The organism is Fibrobacter sp. UBA7003 (assembly GCA_002449765.1).
In the GTDB taxonomy this organism is placed as follows: Bacteria; Fibrobacterota; Fibrobacteria; order Fibrobacterales; family Fibrobacteraceae; genus Fibrobacter.
Genome location: DJXN01000004.1, coordinates 107,276 through 123,417, shown reverse-complemented (window position 1 = coordinate 123,417; position 16,142 = coordinate 107,276). Strand labels below are relative to the sequence as shown.

At 53.0% G+C, this 16,142-nt stretch carries 13 protein-coding genes; 5 read left to right on the top strand and 8 right to left on the bottom strand.

Annotated elements, in window-relative coordinates; genetic code table 11:
- The first annotated feature begins 35 nt into the window (after positions 1 to 35).
- Positions 36 to 557 carry a nitroreductase family protein gene (locus tag B2952_RS03060; protein WP_290733834.1) on the top strand — a complete coding sequence of 174 codons (522 nt, stop codon included), beginning with the start codon at positions 36 to 38 and terminating at the stop codon, positions 555 to 557.
- A gap of 51 nt (positions 558 to 608) precedes the next feature.
- Positions 609 to 3,065, top strand: a complete 2,457-nt coding sequence (locus tag B2952_RS03055; protein ID WP_290733836.1) for a SpoIIE family protein phosphatase — start codon at positions 609 to 611, stop codon at positions 3,063 to 3,065.
- Between the two features lie 9 nt (positions 3,066 to 3,074).
- Here B2952_RS03055 and B2952_RS03050 read toward each other — a convergent pair whose 3' ends face one another.
- The 6 genes from B2952_RS03050 to B2952_RS03025 all read right to left on the bottom strand — a co-directional run bounded on the left by B2952_RS03050 (position 3,075) and on the right by B2952_RS03025 (position 11,430).
- The gene (locus tag B2952_RS03050) at positions 3,075 to 5,387 is read right to left on the bottom strand and encodes an ABC transporter (protein WP_290731587.1); all 2,313 of its coding nucleotides are present in this window, start codon (positions 5,385 to 5,387) and stop codon (positions 3,075 to 3,077) included.
- Between the two features lie 61 nt (positions 5,388 to 5,448).
- Entirely contained in the window at positions 5,449 to 6,075 is a 627-nt protein-coding gene (locus tag B2952_RS03045) for a hypothetical protein (protein WP_290731590.1), read from the bottom strand.
- Positions 6,050 to 7,060, bottom strand: a complete 1,011-nt coding sequence (locus tag B2952_RS03040) for a YihY/virulence factor BrkB family protein (protein ID WP_173366228.1) — start codon at positions 7,058 to 7,060, stop codon at positions 6,050 to 6,052. Before B2952_RS03040 ends, B2952_RS03045 begins: the two co-directional genes overlap by 26 nt.
- A 69-nt stretch (positions 7,061 to 7,129) precedes the next feature.
- A complete protein-coding gene (locus B2952_RS03035; RefSeq protein ID WP_290733838.1) occupies positions 7,130 to 10,033 on the bottom strand; it encodes a DNA topoisomerase in 2,904 nt (967 codons plus the stop codon).
- A gap of 32 nt (positions 10,034 to 10,065) precedes the next feature.
- Positions 10,066 to 10,518, bottom strand: a complete 453-nt coding sequence (locus tag B2952_RS03030) for a zinc ribbon domain-containing protein (RefSeq protein WP_072811141.1) — start codon at positions 10,516 to 10,518, stop codon at positions 10,066 to 10,068.
- A gap of 90 nt (positions 10,519 to 10,608) precedes the next feature.
- Positions 10,609 to 11,430, bottom strand: a complete 822-nt coding sequence (locus B2952_RS03025) for a hypothetical protein (protein ID WP_290733841.1) — start codon at positions 11,428 to 11,430, stop codon at positions 10,609 to 10,611.
- 335 nt (positions 11,431 to 11,765) lie between these two features.
- Here B2952_RS03025 and B2952_RS03020 point away from each other — a divergent pair, with 335 nt between their 5' ends.
- A complete protein-coding gene (locus B2952_RS03020; RefSeq protein ID WP_290733843.1) occupies positions 11,766 to 12,503 on the top strand; it encodes an SDR family NAD(P)-dependent oxidoreductase in 738 nt (245 codons plus the stop codon).
- Positions 12,504 to 12,600: 97 nt separating this feature from the next.
- Positions 12,601 to 13,164, top strand: a complete 564-nt coding sequence (locus B2952_RS03015; RefSeq protein ID WP_088637897.1) for a deoxycytidylate deaminase — start codon at positions 12,601 to 12,603, stop codon at positions 13,162 to 13,164.
- A 674-nt stretch (positions 13,165 to 13,838) separates the two neighbouring features.
- On the opposite strand, the gene B2952_RS03010 is transcribed toward B2952_RS03015, so the two are convergent.
- Together B2952_RS03010 and B2952_RS03005 are read right to left on the bottom strand one after the other, a co-directional pair.
- The gene (locus B2952_RS03010) at positions 13,839 to 14,366 is read right to left on the bottom strand and encodes a hypothetical protein (protein WP_290733845.1); all 528 of its coding nucleotides are present in this window, start codon (positions 14,364 to 14,366) and stop codon (positions 13,839 to 13,841) included.
- Between the two features lie 31 nt (positions 14,367 to 14,397).
- Positions 14,398 to 15,666 (bottom strand): hypothetical protein, encoded by a 1,269-nt coding sequence (locus B2952_RS03005; RefSeq protein ID WP_290733847.1) that lies wholly within the window; start codon positions 15,664 to 15,666, stop codon positions 14,398 to 14,400.
- Positions 15,667 to 15,837: 171 nt separating this feature from the next.
- Between B2952_RS03005 and B2952_RS03000 the strand changes: the two genes are divergently transcribed.
- Positions 15,838 to 16,122: a hypothetical protein gene (locus tag B2952_RS03000; protein ID WP_088640542.1), complete on the top strand. Its 285-nt coding sequence runs from the start codon at positions 15,838 to 15,840 to the stop codon at positions 16,120 to 16,122.
- The last annotated feature ends 20 nt before the right edge of the window (positions 16,123 to 16,142 follow it).

The window sequence follows — 16,142 nt, the reverse complement described above, 5'->3', positions numbered from 1 at the left end:
AGAAAAATTATATTAAAGGGAAAAACGAGGTATTTATGTCTTTCATGGATTTGGCCAAGAACCGCTATAGCTGCCGAGCATTCACTGCCCAGGCCGTAGAACCCGAAAAACTCGCCCAGGTGCTCGAGGCGGGTCGCCTGAGCCCGACGGCTATCAACGCACAGCCCGTGACGGTGAAGGTCATCAAGTCCCCCGAGGCTTTGGAAAAGATCCGTGGCATTACCCGTATGGCCTACAATGCGCCGGTGGTGCTCATGGTCTGCTACGACGAGCCCAACTGCTACACCGCCGAAAAGTACAACGACAACTTCAACAGCGGCGTGATGGATGCAAGCATCGTCACCACCTCCATGATGATGCAGGCCACCGACCTCGGCCTTGCGACGCTTTGGGCCCGCGGATTCAATGCTTCGTACATCGAAAGCGCTTTTGAATTTCCGGACAACTTAAAGCTCGCCTGCCTCCTGGATATCGGCTATGCCGACCCCGAGAACGGCGGCCCTTCGCCTAGGCATCTCGTGCGCAAGAGCATGGATGAATTTATGAGCGAGGTGTAAACTTTAATTCGGGGAACCTGCCTGAAAAGGCTTTTAAAAAAGAGGTAGTATATGGGATTCAACTTCCGCGGACTTGCTTTCAAGCAATCACTGATGATTCTTGTTGCCGTCACGGTCATTGTCGGCCTGATTTTCGGAATCATGACTTCGAAAATGAGTTCGCAACTAGAAGAGATGACCATTGAGAATGGCGAGCAGATTAGCCTTGCGAACGTGACCTACATCGACAAGCTATTCGATGCCGGAAAGCATGTCGGCGAAGATGCCGCGTCGACTTTGAGCAATAGTCGCATGACAAAAGCCGAACTCGACGAGTTCCTGACGCATACGCTTGCGACTGCCCGCAATCTCGTCCCCCATATTGTGGCGGTTGTGGTTGCGTTCGAACCGGGAATGGGACCGGAGACACCCAAGGGCGAATTCATGCGGCTTGCGCGGTTTGTGGACAACGAAACAAAGTTGATTACGGGCGCCAACTACCAGGATAAGGAATGGTATGCAAACACAAGGGATGCCCACTCTAGCCGCTGGCAGGAACCCTTTATCGGTGAATTTGTGGATGAACCCATTGCGGTCTATACGGTTCCCATATTCCATAAGGATAAGAAGGGAAATGAAGTGCTTGCTGGAGTCCTGGCCGTGGATATGTCCATCGAATTCCTCAAGGAAACGGTGGCGGCGGCCCAGGTTCCCAATTCTGGCTTTGCCATGGTCCTCTCCGAAAAGAATGTCCCGGTTGCATTCCCTAAATACATTGCAGAAGGGAGAGGGGAAAAGGAAATAGCGGTCAAGGAATTTAACAATAAGAACTTGGTGCCGTTCGACAGGCGAGGCAAAAAGGACAAGGGCTTGATTCTTGGTTCTGTTGTCGGTGACGAAGAGGCTGCCATTTACTATACGACGATGAAATCCAACAACTGGACTTTCATGGTTGTCTGGCCTGCGCAGAAATTCCTTGAACAAAGACAATCTTCGGTTAGACTTTTTGTGGTGCTTGCGGCCTGCGGCTATGCGGTCTTGCTGGTTATCATGTTGTTGATTTCGTTCAGGGTCGCGAAGCCGCTCAAGGAACTTTCCGCTGCCGCAAAGAAACTTGGCAATGGCGATTTCGACGTGGCGATTCCGCAGATGAAGGGGCACGACGAGGTGGCGGAGTTCGCCTGGGCTTTCTCGAACATGCTTTCTTCGCTCAAGGATCATGTCGAAAGGCAGAAGGACATGAAGCGCATCGAGCGCGAACTCGACCTGGCCCGCAATATCCAGCTGTCGACGCTTCCGAGAGAAGAATGCGAAGAAAATTCCGATGACGACCGCCACGAACTTTCGCAGTTCCTGCTTCCGGCGAAGGAAGTGGGCGGCGACTTTTATGATTTCTTCAAGATAGATAACGATCACTTGTGCGTCATGGTGGGCGATGTCTCGGGCAAGGGTGTCCCGGCCGCGCTGTTCATGATGATTTCCCGAATTATCCTGCGGACGATGACCAAGAACATGAAATCCGTCGTGAATGCGTTTAACAGCACGAACTTCGCGCTTGCGAAACGCAACAGGCTGAACATGTTCGTGACCGTGTGGGCCGGAATCATCGACTTGCGCACCGGCCATGTGGAATTCGCCTCGGCTGGCCATAACCCGCCTGCGGTCCGTCATAGCGATGGCACTGTCGAATTTGTAAATAGCAAGTCGGGACTTGTTCTGGCGGCAATGGAGGATACGCTTTACCAGTCGCAGTCTTTTGATCTCAAGACTGGCGATTCGCTGTTCCTTTTTACCGACGGCGTAACAGAAGCGACTAATTCCCGGGATGAACTTTTTGGCGACAAGAGGTTGCTTGAGACGCTTGAAAGGGGCGGTGATTTGAAACCTGCCGAAACATGCGCCTTTGTCAAGAAGAGTATTGACGATTTTGTGCAGGACGCCCCGCAGTTCGACGATATTACCATGTTGACCGTGAAGTTTATTGGCAATGACGAACCGGTGTGGGAACGTTACGAAAAGACCGTAGATGTCGCGAAGGACAATCAGGGCGCCCTCAAATCGTTTGTTGAAAATATCCTCACTCCGATGGATGGGGCGAAGAAAATGCAGATGCAGGATGCTTGGCAACGTTATGAAAAAATCGTGGACGTCATTCCTGAAAACCAGGACATTCTTACTGCCTTTGTCGAGGGGATTCTGGCGCCGATGGAGGCGTCGATGAAGTCCCAGATGCAAATCAATATTGCAATCGATGAAATCTACAGCAATATCGTCAAGTTCTCCGGAGCCACAAGCGTGACGCTGATTGTCGAAATCCGCAAGGCGACACTCGATGCGCGGTTGACCTTTATCGATAATGGGGCTGCTTTCGACCCGCTCAAGCAGGCAGATCCGGACGTGACGTCTTCTGCCGAAGAACGCGAAATCGGTGGCCTTGGAATATTTATTGTCAAGAAGACGATGGATAGCGTCAGTTACCGCAGAAACGGCGACCAGAACGAACTTGCGATTACAAAGAGGCTCAGCTAAGAATAACGGCTATTTTCGGCTGAGTTCGAGTACGTAGTCTGCTGCGTTCACAAAATCCTGGGCGTGTTCGATTGCAATGACGGTGTGGCCGGCATCGGTAAGCCCGTGGATGAGTTTTAGCAGATGCTGGATATCCTTTTGATGGAGCCCTCGCGCGGGTTCGTCGAAGAGGAATAGCGTGTTGGGGGCCTTCGCGCGTGCAAGCGCGATAGACAGTCGCAACCTTGCGCGCTCGCCACCGGACAGGTGTGCTGTCGTTTGCCCAAGCTTCAGGTATTCGAGCCCGGTATCCACGAGTGGCTTGAGTTTGTCTGCAAACGGCTTGAGGTTGGAAAATAGCTTGTATGCACTGCCGACTTCCAAATCGTAGATGTCGGCGATGGAGAGCGACTTGAACCGGACTTCCAGGATTTCGTCTTTAAAGCGTTTGCCGAGGCAGACAGGACATTCGGACTCTTCGTAGCCTGCGGGGTCGAGGATGACTCCCTCGCCCTTGCAGTTTTCGCAGCGGCCGCCGGGGGCATGGGTCGCAAATTTGGATGCGGTGTAGCCCCGGACTTTGCTTTCGGGAAGCTTCGCGAACAGTTCGCGAAGAATCATGTTCAGGTTGATTGCGGAGGCTACGGTGCTCCGGCGGTTGCCGTGGAAATCGCCTGTCGATAGGATGGATAGCGCCTGGATGCCGAGAGGACTGAATTCTCCTCGGGTTCCGCGGTAGGCGAGGTTACGGAAGAGAAGGGTCGACTTTCCGCTGCCGCTCTGGCCTGTGATGACGCTGAATTTTTGCACCGGGAACCACGCCGAAACAGGCTTCATGTCGAACATGGCGAAATTCTCGATTGCGATGGCGTTCGTCTTTGAGGGCTTGACCCTTGTGCTTGCCTGCTTCCGAATTCCGAGTTCTCTTAACCAGTTGCCGGTGGGCGAATTGGGGTTCTGCAGCACCTCTTTCGCTTTTCCCTGGAATAGGATTTCTCCGCCCTTTTCTCCCGCTCCGGGTCCCATTTCGATAATCCAGTCTGCACGCCTGATGATGCCTGGATTGTGCTCGATAAGCACGAGGGTGTTTCCGCGGGATTGGACCTTCTTGAGGACTTTCCAGAGGGCGTCGACATCGCACTCATGCAGTCCGCTTGCGGGCTCGTCAAGGACGATGAGCAGGTTGTTCAGGAGTCCGGTGGAAAGGCTCGATAGCCTTAGGCGCTGGATTTCACCCCCTGAAAGGGTCGTGGCGCTCCGTCCTCCCGTCAGGTAGCCGATTCCCAGTTCGTTGATGGCTCGGATGCGGTCGACGAGAGTGTTGAATGCGGGAAGCTGTTTTGCTGTAAGGCGCTTGTCGAAAAGGGTGTGCAGCAGGCTTTCGAGCTTTGCGAACGGCGTGTCCAGAACGTTTTTCCAGGTGGTTGGACTCTTGCTGGGAGCGCCATCTCCCTGGCCCTCGACGGTTGCGCTTAGGATGCTCCCGTTCAGCCGGAGTCCCTTGCAGCGAGGACATTCGGAACCCTCGTCGCCGTTTTCTGATTCGATGATGCCGGTCCCTGCACATTCAGGACAAACGCTCTCGCGGGTGTAGGGCGAGAGGTCTTCTGCGGCAAGTGGCCTTGAAAGCTGCTCTCCGTGGTCCGGGCAGCGTGGCACGGTGCTGTAAACCTTGCGGGTCCCATCGATGTCAAGCGTGATTCCGCCGTGGGTGAGTTTCAGTGCGCCGTCTACAGCTTCGGCGATGCGGGTGCGGGTGTTTTCGCGAACAATCACGCGGTCCACGACAATGAAAAATTCTTCGGGAACAATCCTGCGTTCGCTGTCGGTCAGGTCGGCTAGCGAGTAGCTGACTCCATCGGCCATGGCTCGCGTAAAGCCCTGGGCCAGGAATACTGCCGAGAGCTTGTCGAGGTTGGAGGCGGATTCGACTTTCGCCAAAAATTGCAGCTTGGTCCCCTGCGGTAATCCTGCGATTTCTCGGATGATGTTCTCGCGACTCTGGCTTTCCATGGGTTTCCCGCATACGGGGCAGGCGGGCCTTGCGTAGGCGGCAAAAAGCGCCCGCAAGGTGTTGTCGCATTCCGAGATGCTCAACGCGTATGCCTTGGCTGGGGCTTCCCCGTGGCTTGGTCCTACGGCAAGACTTGCTGGCAGGCCGTCGGCACTGTCGAGGGGGATAATGCGCCTCCCGCCCAGAAGTTCAGCGGCAAAAGGCGATAGAGTCTCGAGATAGCGACGCTTGGATTCTCCATGCAGGGTGTCGAGAACGAGTGTCGATTTTCCGCAACCCGAAGGACCGCAGACAACGGTAATCTTGCCCAATGGAAATTGGGCGTCCACATTTTTTAGATTGTGCAGTCTGCAGCCACGTATCGAAATAAATTCGGGCATGGAATAGAGCTTATTCCCTTACCGTGAATCGCAGTTCGCCGAACGGGGTGCAGAGGTCCATGTTGTCGAGGTTGTTCGTTTCGATTCCTGCGAACATGCGGTATCCGCCGCCGATGGAAATTTCGAGCATCTTGGTGATGCGGTAGTTGAAGTGGGCCGAAATATCCGCCGTGAAGAAGTAGTCTTCGGATTCGAAAGCTTCATCGTCGGGTTCCATCACGTAGAGGGCTCCGCCGCCCACGTTGATGGGGACAGAAATTGCAATCTTGTCGAATCGGAGCGGGAAAAGCTCGATGAAGCCGCCGAACGACATGTACTTGATCATCTGCTTTTCTTTGACATTGTGGTTGTGGACATCGCTTAGGAGCCTGTCGACCCACATGCCCGTCGAGAAGATGGGCGCAATGTCGAGACCGATGCGGAGATTTGCGAAGATGGCTCCGTCGTCGGCCACAAGCACGTTGCCGCCGCTTACTCCGATAAGGGCCTTGAGTCCGCCTTCGGATTTTTCCTCGGTGACGGGCGTGTCGCCCATGCCTGCCAGTTCGGCGTAGCTCGAGCCGACGCAGAAGAAAAGCAGAAGGCAAATGGCGATGGCCTTCGTGGAAAGCCTATTTTTCTTGGTCTGACTTTGCATTGTGGACATCCTCCAGGGTTGCGGTCCAGTTCCACTTCTTTTGTGAAGATTCCGGCCAGTAGCAGATGGTCCACACGAGGCTGTTGCCGCATAGGATAATGGACCAGACTCCGAAAAAGAGGAACAGCACCAACGGGATAAAGGCGAGAGAGCCGTAGAAAATGGACATGCGTGTTACCATCGCTGTCTGGATGAGCATGAGAATCTTCACGTAAATGTTGATGGCGATCCATGCAATGATGGTTGCCATGAGCGAAACGGCGAAGAGCTTGCTTTTGCGATAGGGCGGCTTGACTCCGGTTTCCCTTTGTCTGAGGCTTCTGGCCGGGAGCGCGTAGAGCATCAGGAAAATGAGGAGCATTGCCGCAAAATGAAACGCGATATACCAGAATGCGGTAATGAGGACCTTGAGCAGTTCCGGCGAGAAGTGGAAGCCGTCGACGACTATCATGGTGAGGACGTCTTGCACATGGTTCACGAATCCTGCGAACATTCCGATGAAACCGGCGAATATGAGCAGGAAGGGCGTGTAGACCTGGATCTGCCTAAACAGCGTTCTCGAGGTCTTGACTTCCCATACGACATTGAAGTTTGTTTCCAAACTGCCGAAAGCGAGAATGAAGGTGACGAAAAGGCCAAGGGCACCGATGAATCCGAGTTTGCCGATAGGAATGTGCTCGGCGTTTTGCACGATGTCGATGATTTGTTCGGTAGGCCAGTCCAGGTTAAGAACATCGATGATGATGGGCAGGTAGTCGGACATGAACCCGCCAAACCCCACCGCGAGCGTTATTGAGGTGAGCAAAATGAGAAGCGGGACAACCGCCACGAGAGTGGTGTAGGTAAGACTTGCCGCTCGGGTCATTCCGTGATAGTACAGGAATGATTTTCCCGTAACGACAATGACCTTCACAAACGAAGGTGACCTTTCGGCAATGGAGTCGAAAAGCCATTCCCAGGAGAAATTCTTCCACCAATTGGGCATACGAGTCCAAATATAGAATAAATATGGCTGAAACGGGTGTAAATGCTTTTTAAGGCCGGCAAGAGGGGCTTATTTGATGACTTCGACGGTTAATTTGTTGAATGCGAGCTTGCCGCCATCGCGGAGTTCGAGTGCAGCGCGGAAGGTGGTCTCGTTCTTCTTGAACGGCTCGAGGACGGGCGTGAACTTGTTTTTGAGTAGGCCTTCGACTTCTTCGTCGCTGAATTTGCGCTGGTAGAACACCTGCGGGATGCCGTAGCCACATTGCGGGCACACGTAGGCGCCGCTTTCGGTTGTGCCTTGCGGGCCGCTTTGCTGGGAAGTGCTGCCGCGGAAGCGCAGGCTGTCGCCGCAGACGGGGCAGGGGAGGTCCCTGTGCTGGAACTCGAACACGGCGCGGCCCTTGTCGGCGCCTTCGCCCCACTTGAGGGCGGCCGCGAATTCGGAGCCCTTCTTGCTCTTGAATCCTTGAATGAGCGGCGTGTGCCCGCTCCCGAACAGTGCCGCGATTTCCTTTGCGGTAAGCGTATGGCCTGCGATGGTTTTGAAAAGCGTGAAGTTGCAGTCGTTTGTCATCCCCGGCTCTTTTCCATTTGTCATCCCCGGCTCCGGCCGGGGATCTTTGGATTGTGTAGTTCCCGTGCAGAATATCGCGTTCTTGTTCTCTTCGAGCGGGTTTCCGCACAGCGGGCACTTGTAATCCGTCTTTTGCCCGTGGAACTTGCCGTCGCTTTCGAAGGCGAAATTGATATTGAAGTCTTTGTCGAGCGTGAGCTTTGCCGAGAATTCGCTGCCCTTCTTGCTCTTGAATCCGGAAAGCGGGCCGACGGTTTCGCCGGCGAGGAGCGCCTTGACTTCGGAATGGGCGAGCATCTTGCCTGCCACGGTGTGCCCGAACCTGAAGCCGCATTCTGCATTGGGGCACACGTAGCCCCACGGGGCGGTGTCGAGCGCTCCGCCGCACTTGGGGCAGTTCAGCTTTTCGGTCGCGGCCTCGCGCTCGAACTGGCAGGCATAGCGGGCATGCAAGTCTGCAAAGAGCTGCTTCACGTACTTCACGATGCCGTCGCGGAATTCCACGGGCGTGAGCTGCCCTTTCTCGACCTGGGAGAGCTTGTACTCCCATTCACCCGTCATCTCGGGCGATTTCACCTTCTCGTCCATGAGCGCGATGACTTCGCGGCCTCGGGCGGTACTCACCAGGTAATTTTTCTGCGCCTCGATGAACCCGCGCTTCTTGAGCGTCTCGATGATGCCCGCCTGCGTGGCCGGCGTTCCGAGCCCGCGGTCCTTCATGGCCTCGGCGAGTTCCTCGTTCTCGATTTGCTTTCCCGCAGTCTTCATCGCGGCAAGGAGGGTTGCCTCGGTGTAGTACTTGGGCTTGCTCTTCTTTTTCTTCTGCAGTTCTACGCTGTCGAAGGGGGAGGTGTCGCCCACGTTCCATTCCGGGAAGGCTTCGACCAGGTTCGTGATTTCGTCGCTGTCGCCCTTGCCCTCGGCGCCTCCGTCAGCTTTTCCGGCCTCCGCGCCGGCATCGCCCTTCTTTCCTTTCGTCTTTCGTCTCTCGTCTTTCGTCTCTTTTACCAGCGCGCGGAATCCCAAATCCTCGTTCCGCTTCAGCTTCAGTCTAAACAGGTCTAGATTTTTTGATTTCGGGTCTGGATCCTTCGACTCCGCTGACGCTTCGCTCAGGATGACGTCCATCTCGCTCCACACGTACGGCTTGAGCCATGCCTGCACAAAGCGTTCCTTCGCCAAATCGTAAATCTTCTGCTCCATTTCAGGTAGCCCGTTCGGTGTTTCGCCGGTCGGGATGATGGCGAAGTGGTCGGTGACCTTGCTCGAGTTGATGAAGACGAAATTCTCGCTTTCGCTGCGCATTACGCCCTTCTGTTCGGGGCTGGCGAGCCTCTGGGCGAGCGCGTAGGCCTCCTGCTTCATGGTGTCGGGCAGGTTTTGCGAGTCGGTACGCGGGTAGGTGAGCAGCTTTTTTTCGTAGAGGTTCTGCGCGCAGTCCAATACCTGCTGGGCGCTGAACTTGAAGCGTTTGTTGCCTTCTTTCTGCAGTTCCGTGAGGTCGAAGGGCTTTTGCGGGAACTGCTTCTTCTGCTGCGTGTCGATTTTCGCGATGGTCGCCGGTGCGGGCGGCTTGCAGCGCTCCACGACCGCGTTCGCTTCCGCTTCCTTCTCGAAAACCGCGACTTTTAAACCGTCATTTGTCATCCCCGGCTTGGTCGGGGATCTTCCATCCTCTTTTGTTTCCTGCTTGACGTATTGCGCCTGGTACCCTTTCCATGTGCCGACGACGCTGTAGTAGTACAGTTCCTTGAATTGCTCCACCAGGGCATCGCGTTCCACGACCAGGTTCAAGGTCGGCGTCTGCACGCGCCCTACCGAAATCATCTTCCCGCGGCCCGCCGTGAGTGTGTAGGCGCGCGTCGCGTTGAGCCCTACCATCCAGTCGGCACGTTGCCTAAGGCGGGCGGCGTAGCTCAGGTTTACGCGCTGCGTAGCGTCTTCCAGGTTCTTCCACGCCTTGTCCAAATCCTTCGCCACGTAGCTGTTCACCCACAGGCGCTTGATGGTCTTCTGCTTGAAAGCGGGCGTAAAGTCGAGCACCAAATCGAAAATCAGGTTTCCTTCGCGGCCGGCATCCGCGCCATTCACGAGCACGTCGGCCTGTTCCATCATCTGGCGCACCACCGCGAGCTGTTTTCGGGTGCTCTCAATTTCCATCAGGCGGAATTTTTCGGGCAAAAGCGGCAGGTTCGAAAGCCGCCAGCCTCCCTCGTAACCGGGGTAGGCGTCGAGCGGCGCGAGCGTAATCAGGTGGCCCACGCACCAGGTGATGCAGTGGTTCTTGCCGATAAGGCATCCGTCGCCCTGCGTGAACTTCTCTCCCTCGATCCGCTCGAGCATCGGGCGGTAGTGCTGGTTTGCAACAGAGGGCTTTTCGGCGACGAGAAGAATCATGGTTGCCGAAAAAATATAAAATTGATGTGCGTTTAGGCCTGCTGTTTCCAGTGTTTTAGTTGCGAAAGGTGCGAGTCGAAGAACTTGCGTCTTTCTGCTTCCGGCATGTTTTCTGGGTTAGGCATGTGCGAAAGCAAAAAGTCCAGCAGCGTATTCTTGTCGGCGTAGGCGAACTTGCCGTCGGCATAGCACCACTTGCAGTAATCCTCGTTGAAGTTGCCGTCGACTTCGCGGCTGATCATCGCGTCGTCGCCGAGGGGCATGCCGCAACACTGGCAAAAGAGCTGACGCGGCGCGCCGAGCAGCGTATTGATGGAAACGTTGAATTCGCGAGAAAGCACCTTGAGCATTTCGGTGTTCGGCTGAGTCTCGCCGGTTTCCCAGCGGCTAACGGCCTGCCTGGTCACGTGAATGCGTTCAGCCATCTGGTCTTGCGTGAGGTTGTGCTTTTCGCGGATGTTCTTCAAAATTTCTTGGGTCGTCATGAAATCTCCTTTGTTCGATTACAGAGTCAAATATACCTACGGCCTGGCGCAAATGCAAGAAACAGGCTGTTGCGTTGTGTAAAAGATAAACTAGTCTTTTGATGGGACTTGTCTCGGCATCTTCAGGTTCAGGGGGCGGTAAAGCTCGTCGTATATCTGTTGGAGCTGTTTCGGTTCGAAATCGTAAAGGCGGAAAGTTCCAATGACGCTTCTTGCGGTATCGAGGTTGCCGAGATTCCTCCCGACCTGGATATGCTTGAAACCGACAATATTGATTGCCCGCATAAGGGGGAGAAGTTCGCGTAGAATTCGCTTGTTGTTGCCGCTTTCCAGTATCAGGACAATCCAGTCGCTATCGGGAAAATCGTTGAACCGTCTAGCTTGACGCACCATAGCCAGGTCCTTGGCGATTAAATTGAACGGGGACAACGGCTTGATTTCTGCGTGTGGAAAGTCCCGGTTGCGGATAGTTTCCAGTGAATTCGGAGGTCGCTCTCCCGAAAATCCGTCGCCGGTCATTGCGATGAACGCTCCGGTGGAATCGGTGATGTAGGCTTTGCTGGAATCGGAATGTAGCGCCCATATCTTTTTGCCGGGGTCGTCTTCCGCTTCCTTCTGGATGGCAACGTATAGGACTTCCGGTTTTCTCTTTTGATAATCTTCTGATGAGGGATTGATGAGTTCCGTCAAAACGGTGTAATAGGTGTTCGGCTGGAACCCGCGCCGTGCTCCAATCACGAAATAGCTGTCGGTGACGGCGACGGCCAAATTCAGTAGGGAAGGATCGTCTGCTTCAAAAGGAACAGGGACATCTTCATACATGCCGTCGGTCCCTGCGCTCGACTCTTCCTTAGGTGCTGAGCACGCTCCCGCAAGAATGCCAATGATTGCAAAAAGAAAAAATTTTTTCATACAGCATTTTCAAAGATAATAAAACGGATAGTCGTTGCTTCGGTCTTTTTTTATGCGGCGGGGAACACCGTGAGAACAAATTTTCGTGTAAAGTAAGATTTTACAACCGCTTTGCCAAAAAAAATGCTAAAATTATATTTGTAAGCGTAAGGACCTCGGGTCAAGCGCCTACGAAATTAGCCCCTGTCACCCCGGCAGGGGCTTTTTCTATACATTCCGGCGTTGTTCCTGCGTCTTTTTACACCTGTAAACATTTTTCCGCACAAAAACTCCCCGAGTCAGGCCTTAAAAGTCTATTTTTTAGAAAACCGCGCAAATGCGCAAAGGGATTGAAAATGATCGACGTGAAGGGCAAGTGGACCTTGATTACCGGCGGCTGCCGTGGGGTAGGCCGTCTCACCGCCATCGAAATGGCGAAACTCGGTGCAAACATCATCTTGCAGGGCCGCGACAAGGCGCATGCCGAACCCGTGATGGAAGAACTCAAGAAGTACGGCGTCGAGGTGCGTGCCGTGGGCTGCAACCTCGAAAGCGAAGCCGAAATCGATGCCGCCCTCGCAGAAATCGACAGCTGGGGCGTGCAGGTGGACCTCGTGTTCAACAACGCGGGTCTCATGAGCCACTACTTCACCGACTATCTCACCAACACGATGGACGATTTCCACCACGCGATGGCCGTGAACTTCTTCGCCCCGATCAAGATTGCCTACCATTTCTTGCCGGGCATGATCCAGCGCGGTTTTGGCCGCATGCAGCTCACCACGAGCGGCATCGCGAACGAGCCGGAACTGATGGGCTACGCCTGCGCGAAGGCCGCCCTTACCAAGTTCGTGAAGGATTTCGCCTGCAAGCTCAACGGCACCGACGTGATGATGAACGTGATGGACCCGGGTTGGCTCCGCACGGACCTTGGCGGCCCGAATGCCCCCAATGCTCCCGAAAGCGTTATCCCGGGCTCGATGGTCTCCGTGATGCTCGACGACAAGAAGAGCGGCCGCTGGTTCAGCGCCCAGGAATTCACCGGCATGACCCTCGCCGACGCTGTCGAGAAGGGCAAGTCCGTAGAGGCTTAATAAGGAATTCCGCTTTGGAGAGAGCCTGTCGCTATGTCGACGGGCTTTTTTTCGTGTTCGGTTGACCTGTTTTCCCTGTCTATTTATATTTCTAGGCATGAACAATTCTCAATCCCGCAGCAAGCTTCGTGATGAAGTATATACCCAGATGATGTGCGCCCAGGCGCGCCTCAGTAAAGACCAGAATACCCAGATGGGGGCGGTGCTCGTGAGTGCCGAAGGCCGCGTCATCAGTACCGGCTATAACGGCGCCCCCGCAGGTTTTGATGACGAGACTGTGCCGTACACCCGCGAAAAGCAGCTGCTGGCCTACGACCTGCTCGATGCCGATACGGGCGAACTGTTGAGCCATCACGAGTTCGAGGCGAACAAGTACCCCTTCATGGTGCATGCCGAAATCAACGCGCTGCACTATGCCCGCGGGAAGGTTCCTCCCGGCTCCAAGCTTTACGTGATTGGGTTCCCGTGCGAACGCTGCGCGCTTGACGTGAGCCTTTCGGGCGTTGCCGAAGTCTTTGTGACCAAGGACGATTACGACCCGAAGTCCACCCTCAACAACAGCCGCGATACTGCCTACTACATGTTCGCGCAGGCCCACATCGTGGTGACCCTCTGCGGCAAGCGCATCCGCCCCGTGGTCTCCAAGCCCGCGGCGAAGTAGATTTTTGTAAAAAGGCTCTGTTGGGCCAGACCGTACTTTTGGGTCAAAACTGCGAAAACGCTGCGAAAATGGCAAATTGGCTCTGCTGGGCCAGATTGTACTGCTGTGAACTTGCTGCGACGGTCAGGGCGGGCCGGATAGTGAAAAAACTACGGTTCCGCAGCGAATAAACAGCCTGGAAGGGGCTTACGAAACCCAAAAAGTTTGCTAGCCGAGGGCGCCTGTACAGAATAACCCGACAGAGCCAAACAACGGGAAAGTATGACTTTCGTGTTGTGGATAAGTCCGTGGCTTAGAATGGCGATTTTGACCATCATAAAGGGCTTGTGTTTAAAATCTTAAACATTACTGGGGGCTTCAACACCAAAGTTCTACATCGCCTTTTCACCGGTTGCCCTATGATGACCGTTCGCGTTAGACTCTAGTAAGACACTCCGGTCGGCGCTCACTCTCGCCTCCGACGACTCGTTAAGACGAGTCGCCTACGGCTCACAGCGTGGTCAAGACCACCGTAACCGATGTCTCTTGGGCGTTCCCGCACATATATGTGCGGTCGGGCTATATTGCAAGGCCACCCGTGCGCACCTGCGGCACGCCCGCGCGGCTCTTGCAACCAAGCCTCGCTCCGCGAGTCTTGTCCCCAAGGGGTCACTATCCCTAACGCAGAATCACAATTACAAATGCGTCGGTCCGTTCTCGACGCAATAACCTTCTTTATATTCCCCTTTATTTGAGCAGACACCCCTTATGTTCGATGCAACAACATTAAAAACTTGTTCATTAAATTTGACATACCTATAATTCACTGATGGAACCTTGAAATCATGGGAGGAATAACAGGTGCACTTGGAAGCCTCTTGCACATTTACATAAGAAATAAACAGAGTATCATCTACAAAATCTAAAGCTACATCAGCGGAAACGTCACAATAATCTAAAGCGTAAAGAGTCAAGTCAAAGCAACCTCTGCAATCGCCCAAATAAACAGCTGAATGTTCACCATAACCAACAATTAGCGACGAAATCATCTTCTCAATATCCGACGAACTGGATGAGGAAGCGTCCGCACACTTTCCAAGAACCACCGAAGTATATAGCGTTGGGTTTTTCTCTTCCGCCGAACCGGATGCTGAATCATTGCATCCAACAAGGAACAACAGGACCGCTAGAAGGAATATTCGAACTATAGGCAGATGCTTCATATTATAAAATATAACTTATTTCCTGCCCCTATCACCTCTTGTTCTTGGGTAACTTTACTTCATATTCCACTGCTTTCACATTGTTATCCCTTACGTACCTGACAACACCCGAACGGTCAGGCAAGTGCCGTTCCTTGAATCTTTCGTATTGTTCGCGAATAATATAGTCTTCACGGCGGCTGTAGTTGGCAATGATAAGCACCGAATCCAGACGGGTCTGGTCGATATGCTTGTCAAGATTTTCGTAAATCCATTTATCGATTTTACTTAATGGGCGATGCATAACCACCGTTTCAGGGCGGTAATAACGGCTACGGTCTCTATTCAGAATCATATCGAATCGGCGAGTCAAGAACGAAAGGCCGTAATACTCCTTTTCGGAATACAGCTGTCTATACAAAAGAAAATGCACCGTATCGGCATAGTGCATGCTTTCGTCTATCAGTGGCGGAATAGAATCAAATTCACCATTTTCCAAATGGGTTAAAATTTTCTTTTTCAGGCTCAAATTTTTATTTATAGGAAGCGGGCCACCAACCTGAAAAGGGACAAACGCCAAAGAATCCCCAAATGAGTCGCTGACGGACAATAATTCCTTCTTCGTAAGCACGGGAGTCCAGCCGTCATCAAAGAAAATGCGGTTTCCTGTAGGCCCTGGAAGAAAAAAATCCTTTTCAAATAATGCAACGGCAGAATCTGATTTCGCAGAATCGATTTCCGCAGATGCTCCCCGATAAAGGAACTTAAAAAATGTCTTGCGTTTTTCTTCAGGTGATGGAGCAATCCATTTTTTCGTTTCGACATCATATTTCTGTTTAACGTCAATCACCATATGCAGCAGAAAACATTGTGAACCGAATCCTGTAGAAATTTCGTTATAATCTTCAAAAGTTTCCTGCGTCTCTAACGATGCCTTGGCGACATTCGCTTTATATTCCTGTTTTTTATCATTGCACCATTTCGCAAACGACTTGGAATATTCTGGAAAAACATCTTCGATGTCCTTGTCAAGAATCTTTTTCTTGACGATAGAGCCAAAAACTGGTGCGTTCTGCGACGAGTCTTGCACTGCATTCAGCCTAGCCTTTGTTCTTGGGTAGAACTTTTTTGCATACTTGACAAAACTGTCTTCTCGCTTCTGGGATTGAGCCATCTTTTTCTGAGCTTCTTCGTCGTTATCATAGGACCAGACTGAAGACAATCCGCAAATACTGCGGTTGCCCCGGTGGTTGCTTTCATGGGCAAAAGCTAGACCTGCAAGCAAAAGGATTACGGAAACAGGAAGCGACAGACATTTCATAAACGACTTTTTTATCAAATTATTTAAATTTCGTTGTCATGTCAAGTGTATCGCCACGGCCATATTCGTCGCGATACACCAACTTCCAAGAAATAGTCGTATCGCGAAAAGACTTTGACGTATTGTTGTATAGAACATATTGTATTCGTTTGGGTTCATTAGGCAATCACCATGCGTCGCTCGTATAAGGCGCCCAAGATACACGAAGACGCACTCCAGATTATCAAGGATGTTGCCGGTACGCAGCTGGACGCCGAACTCGTCAAGTATTTCTTGATAATCCCCAAAGAAAGACTCTTTGGCTCTGTCCAGTCATTCTGTACGGCTACGGAAACGCTGCGGACCGCCGAACGGTCATTTCAGCGTAAAAACATCGGTCATGCAGCCGAAAAACAGTTTTGGAAGGGCTTACGGATTGAGGATTTTTTGCTAGCCGGGCACAAGTGTACAGTTTAGTCCGACAGAGCCTGTAAAAA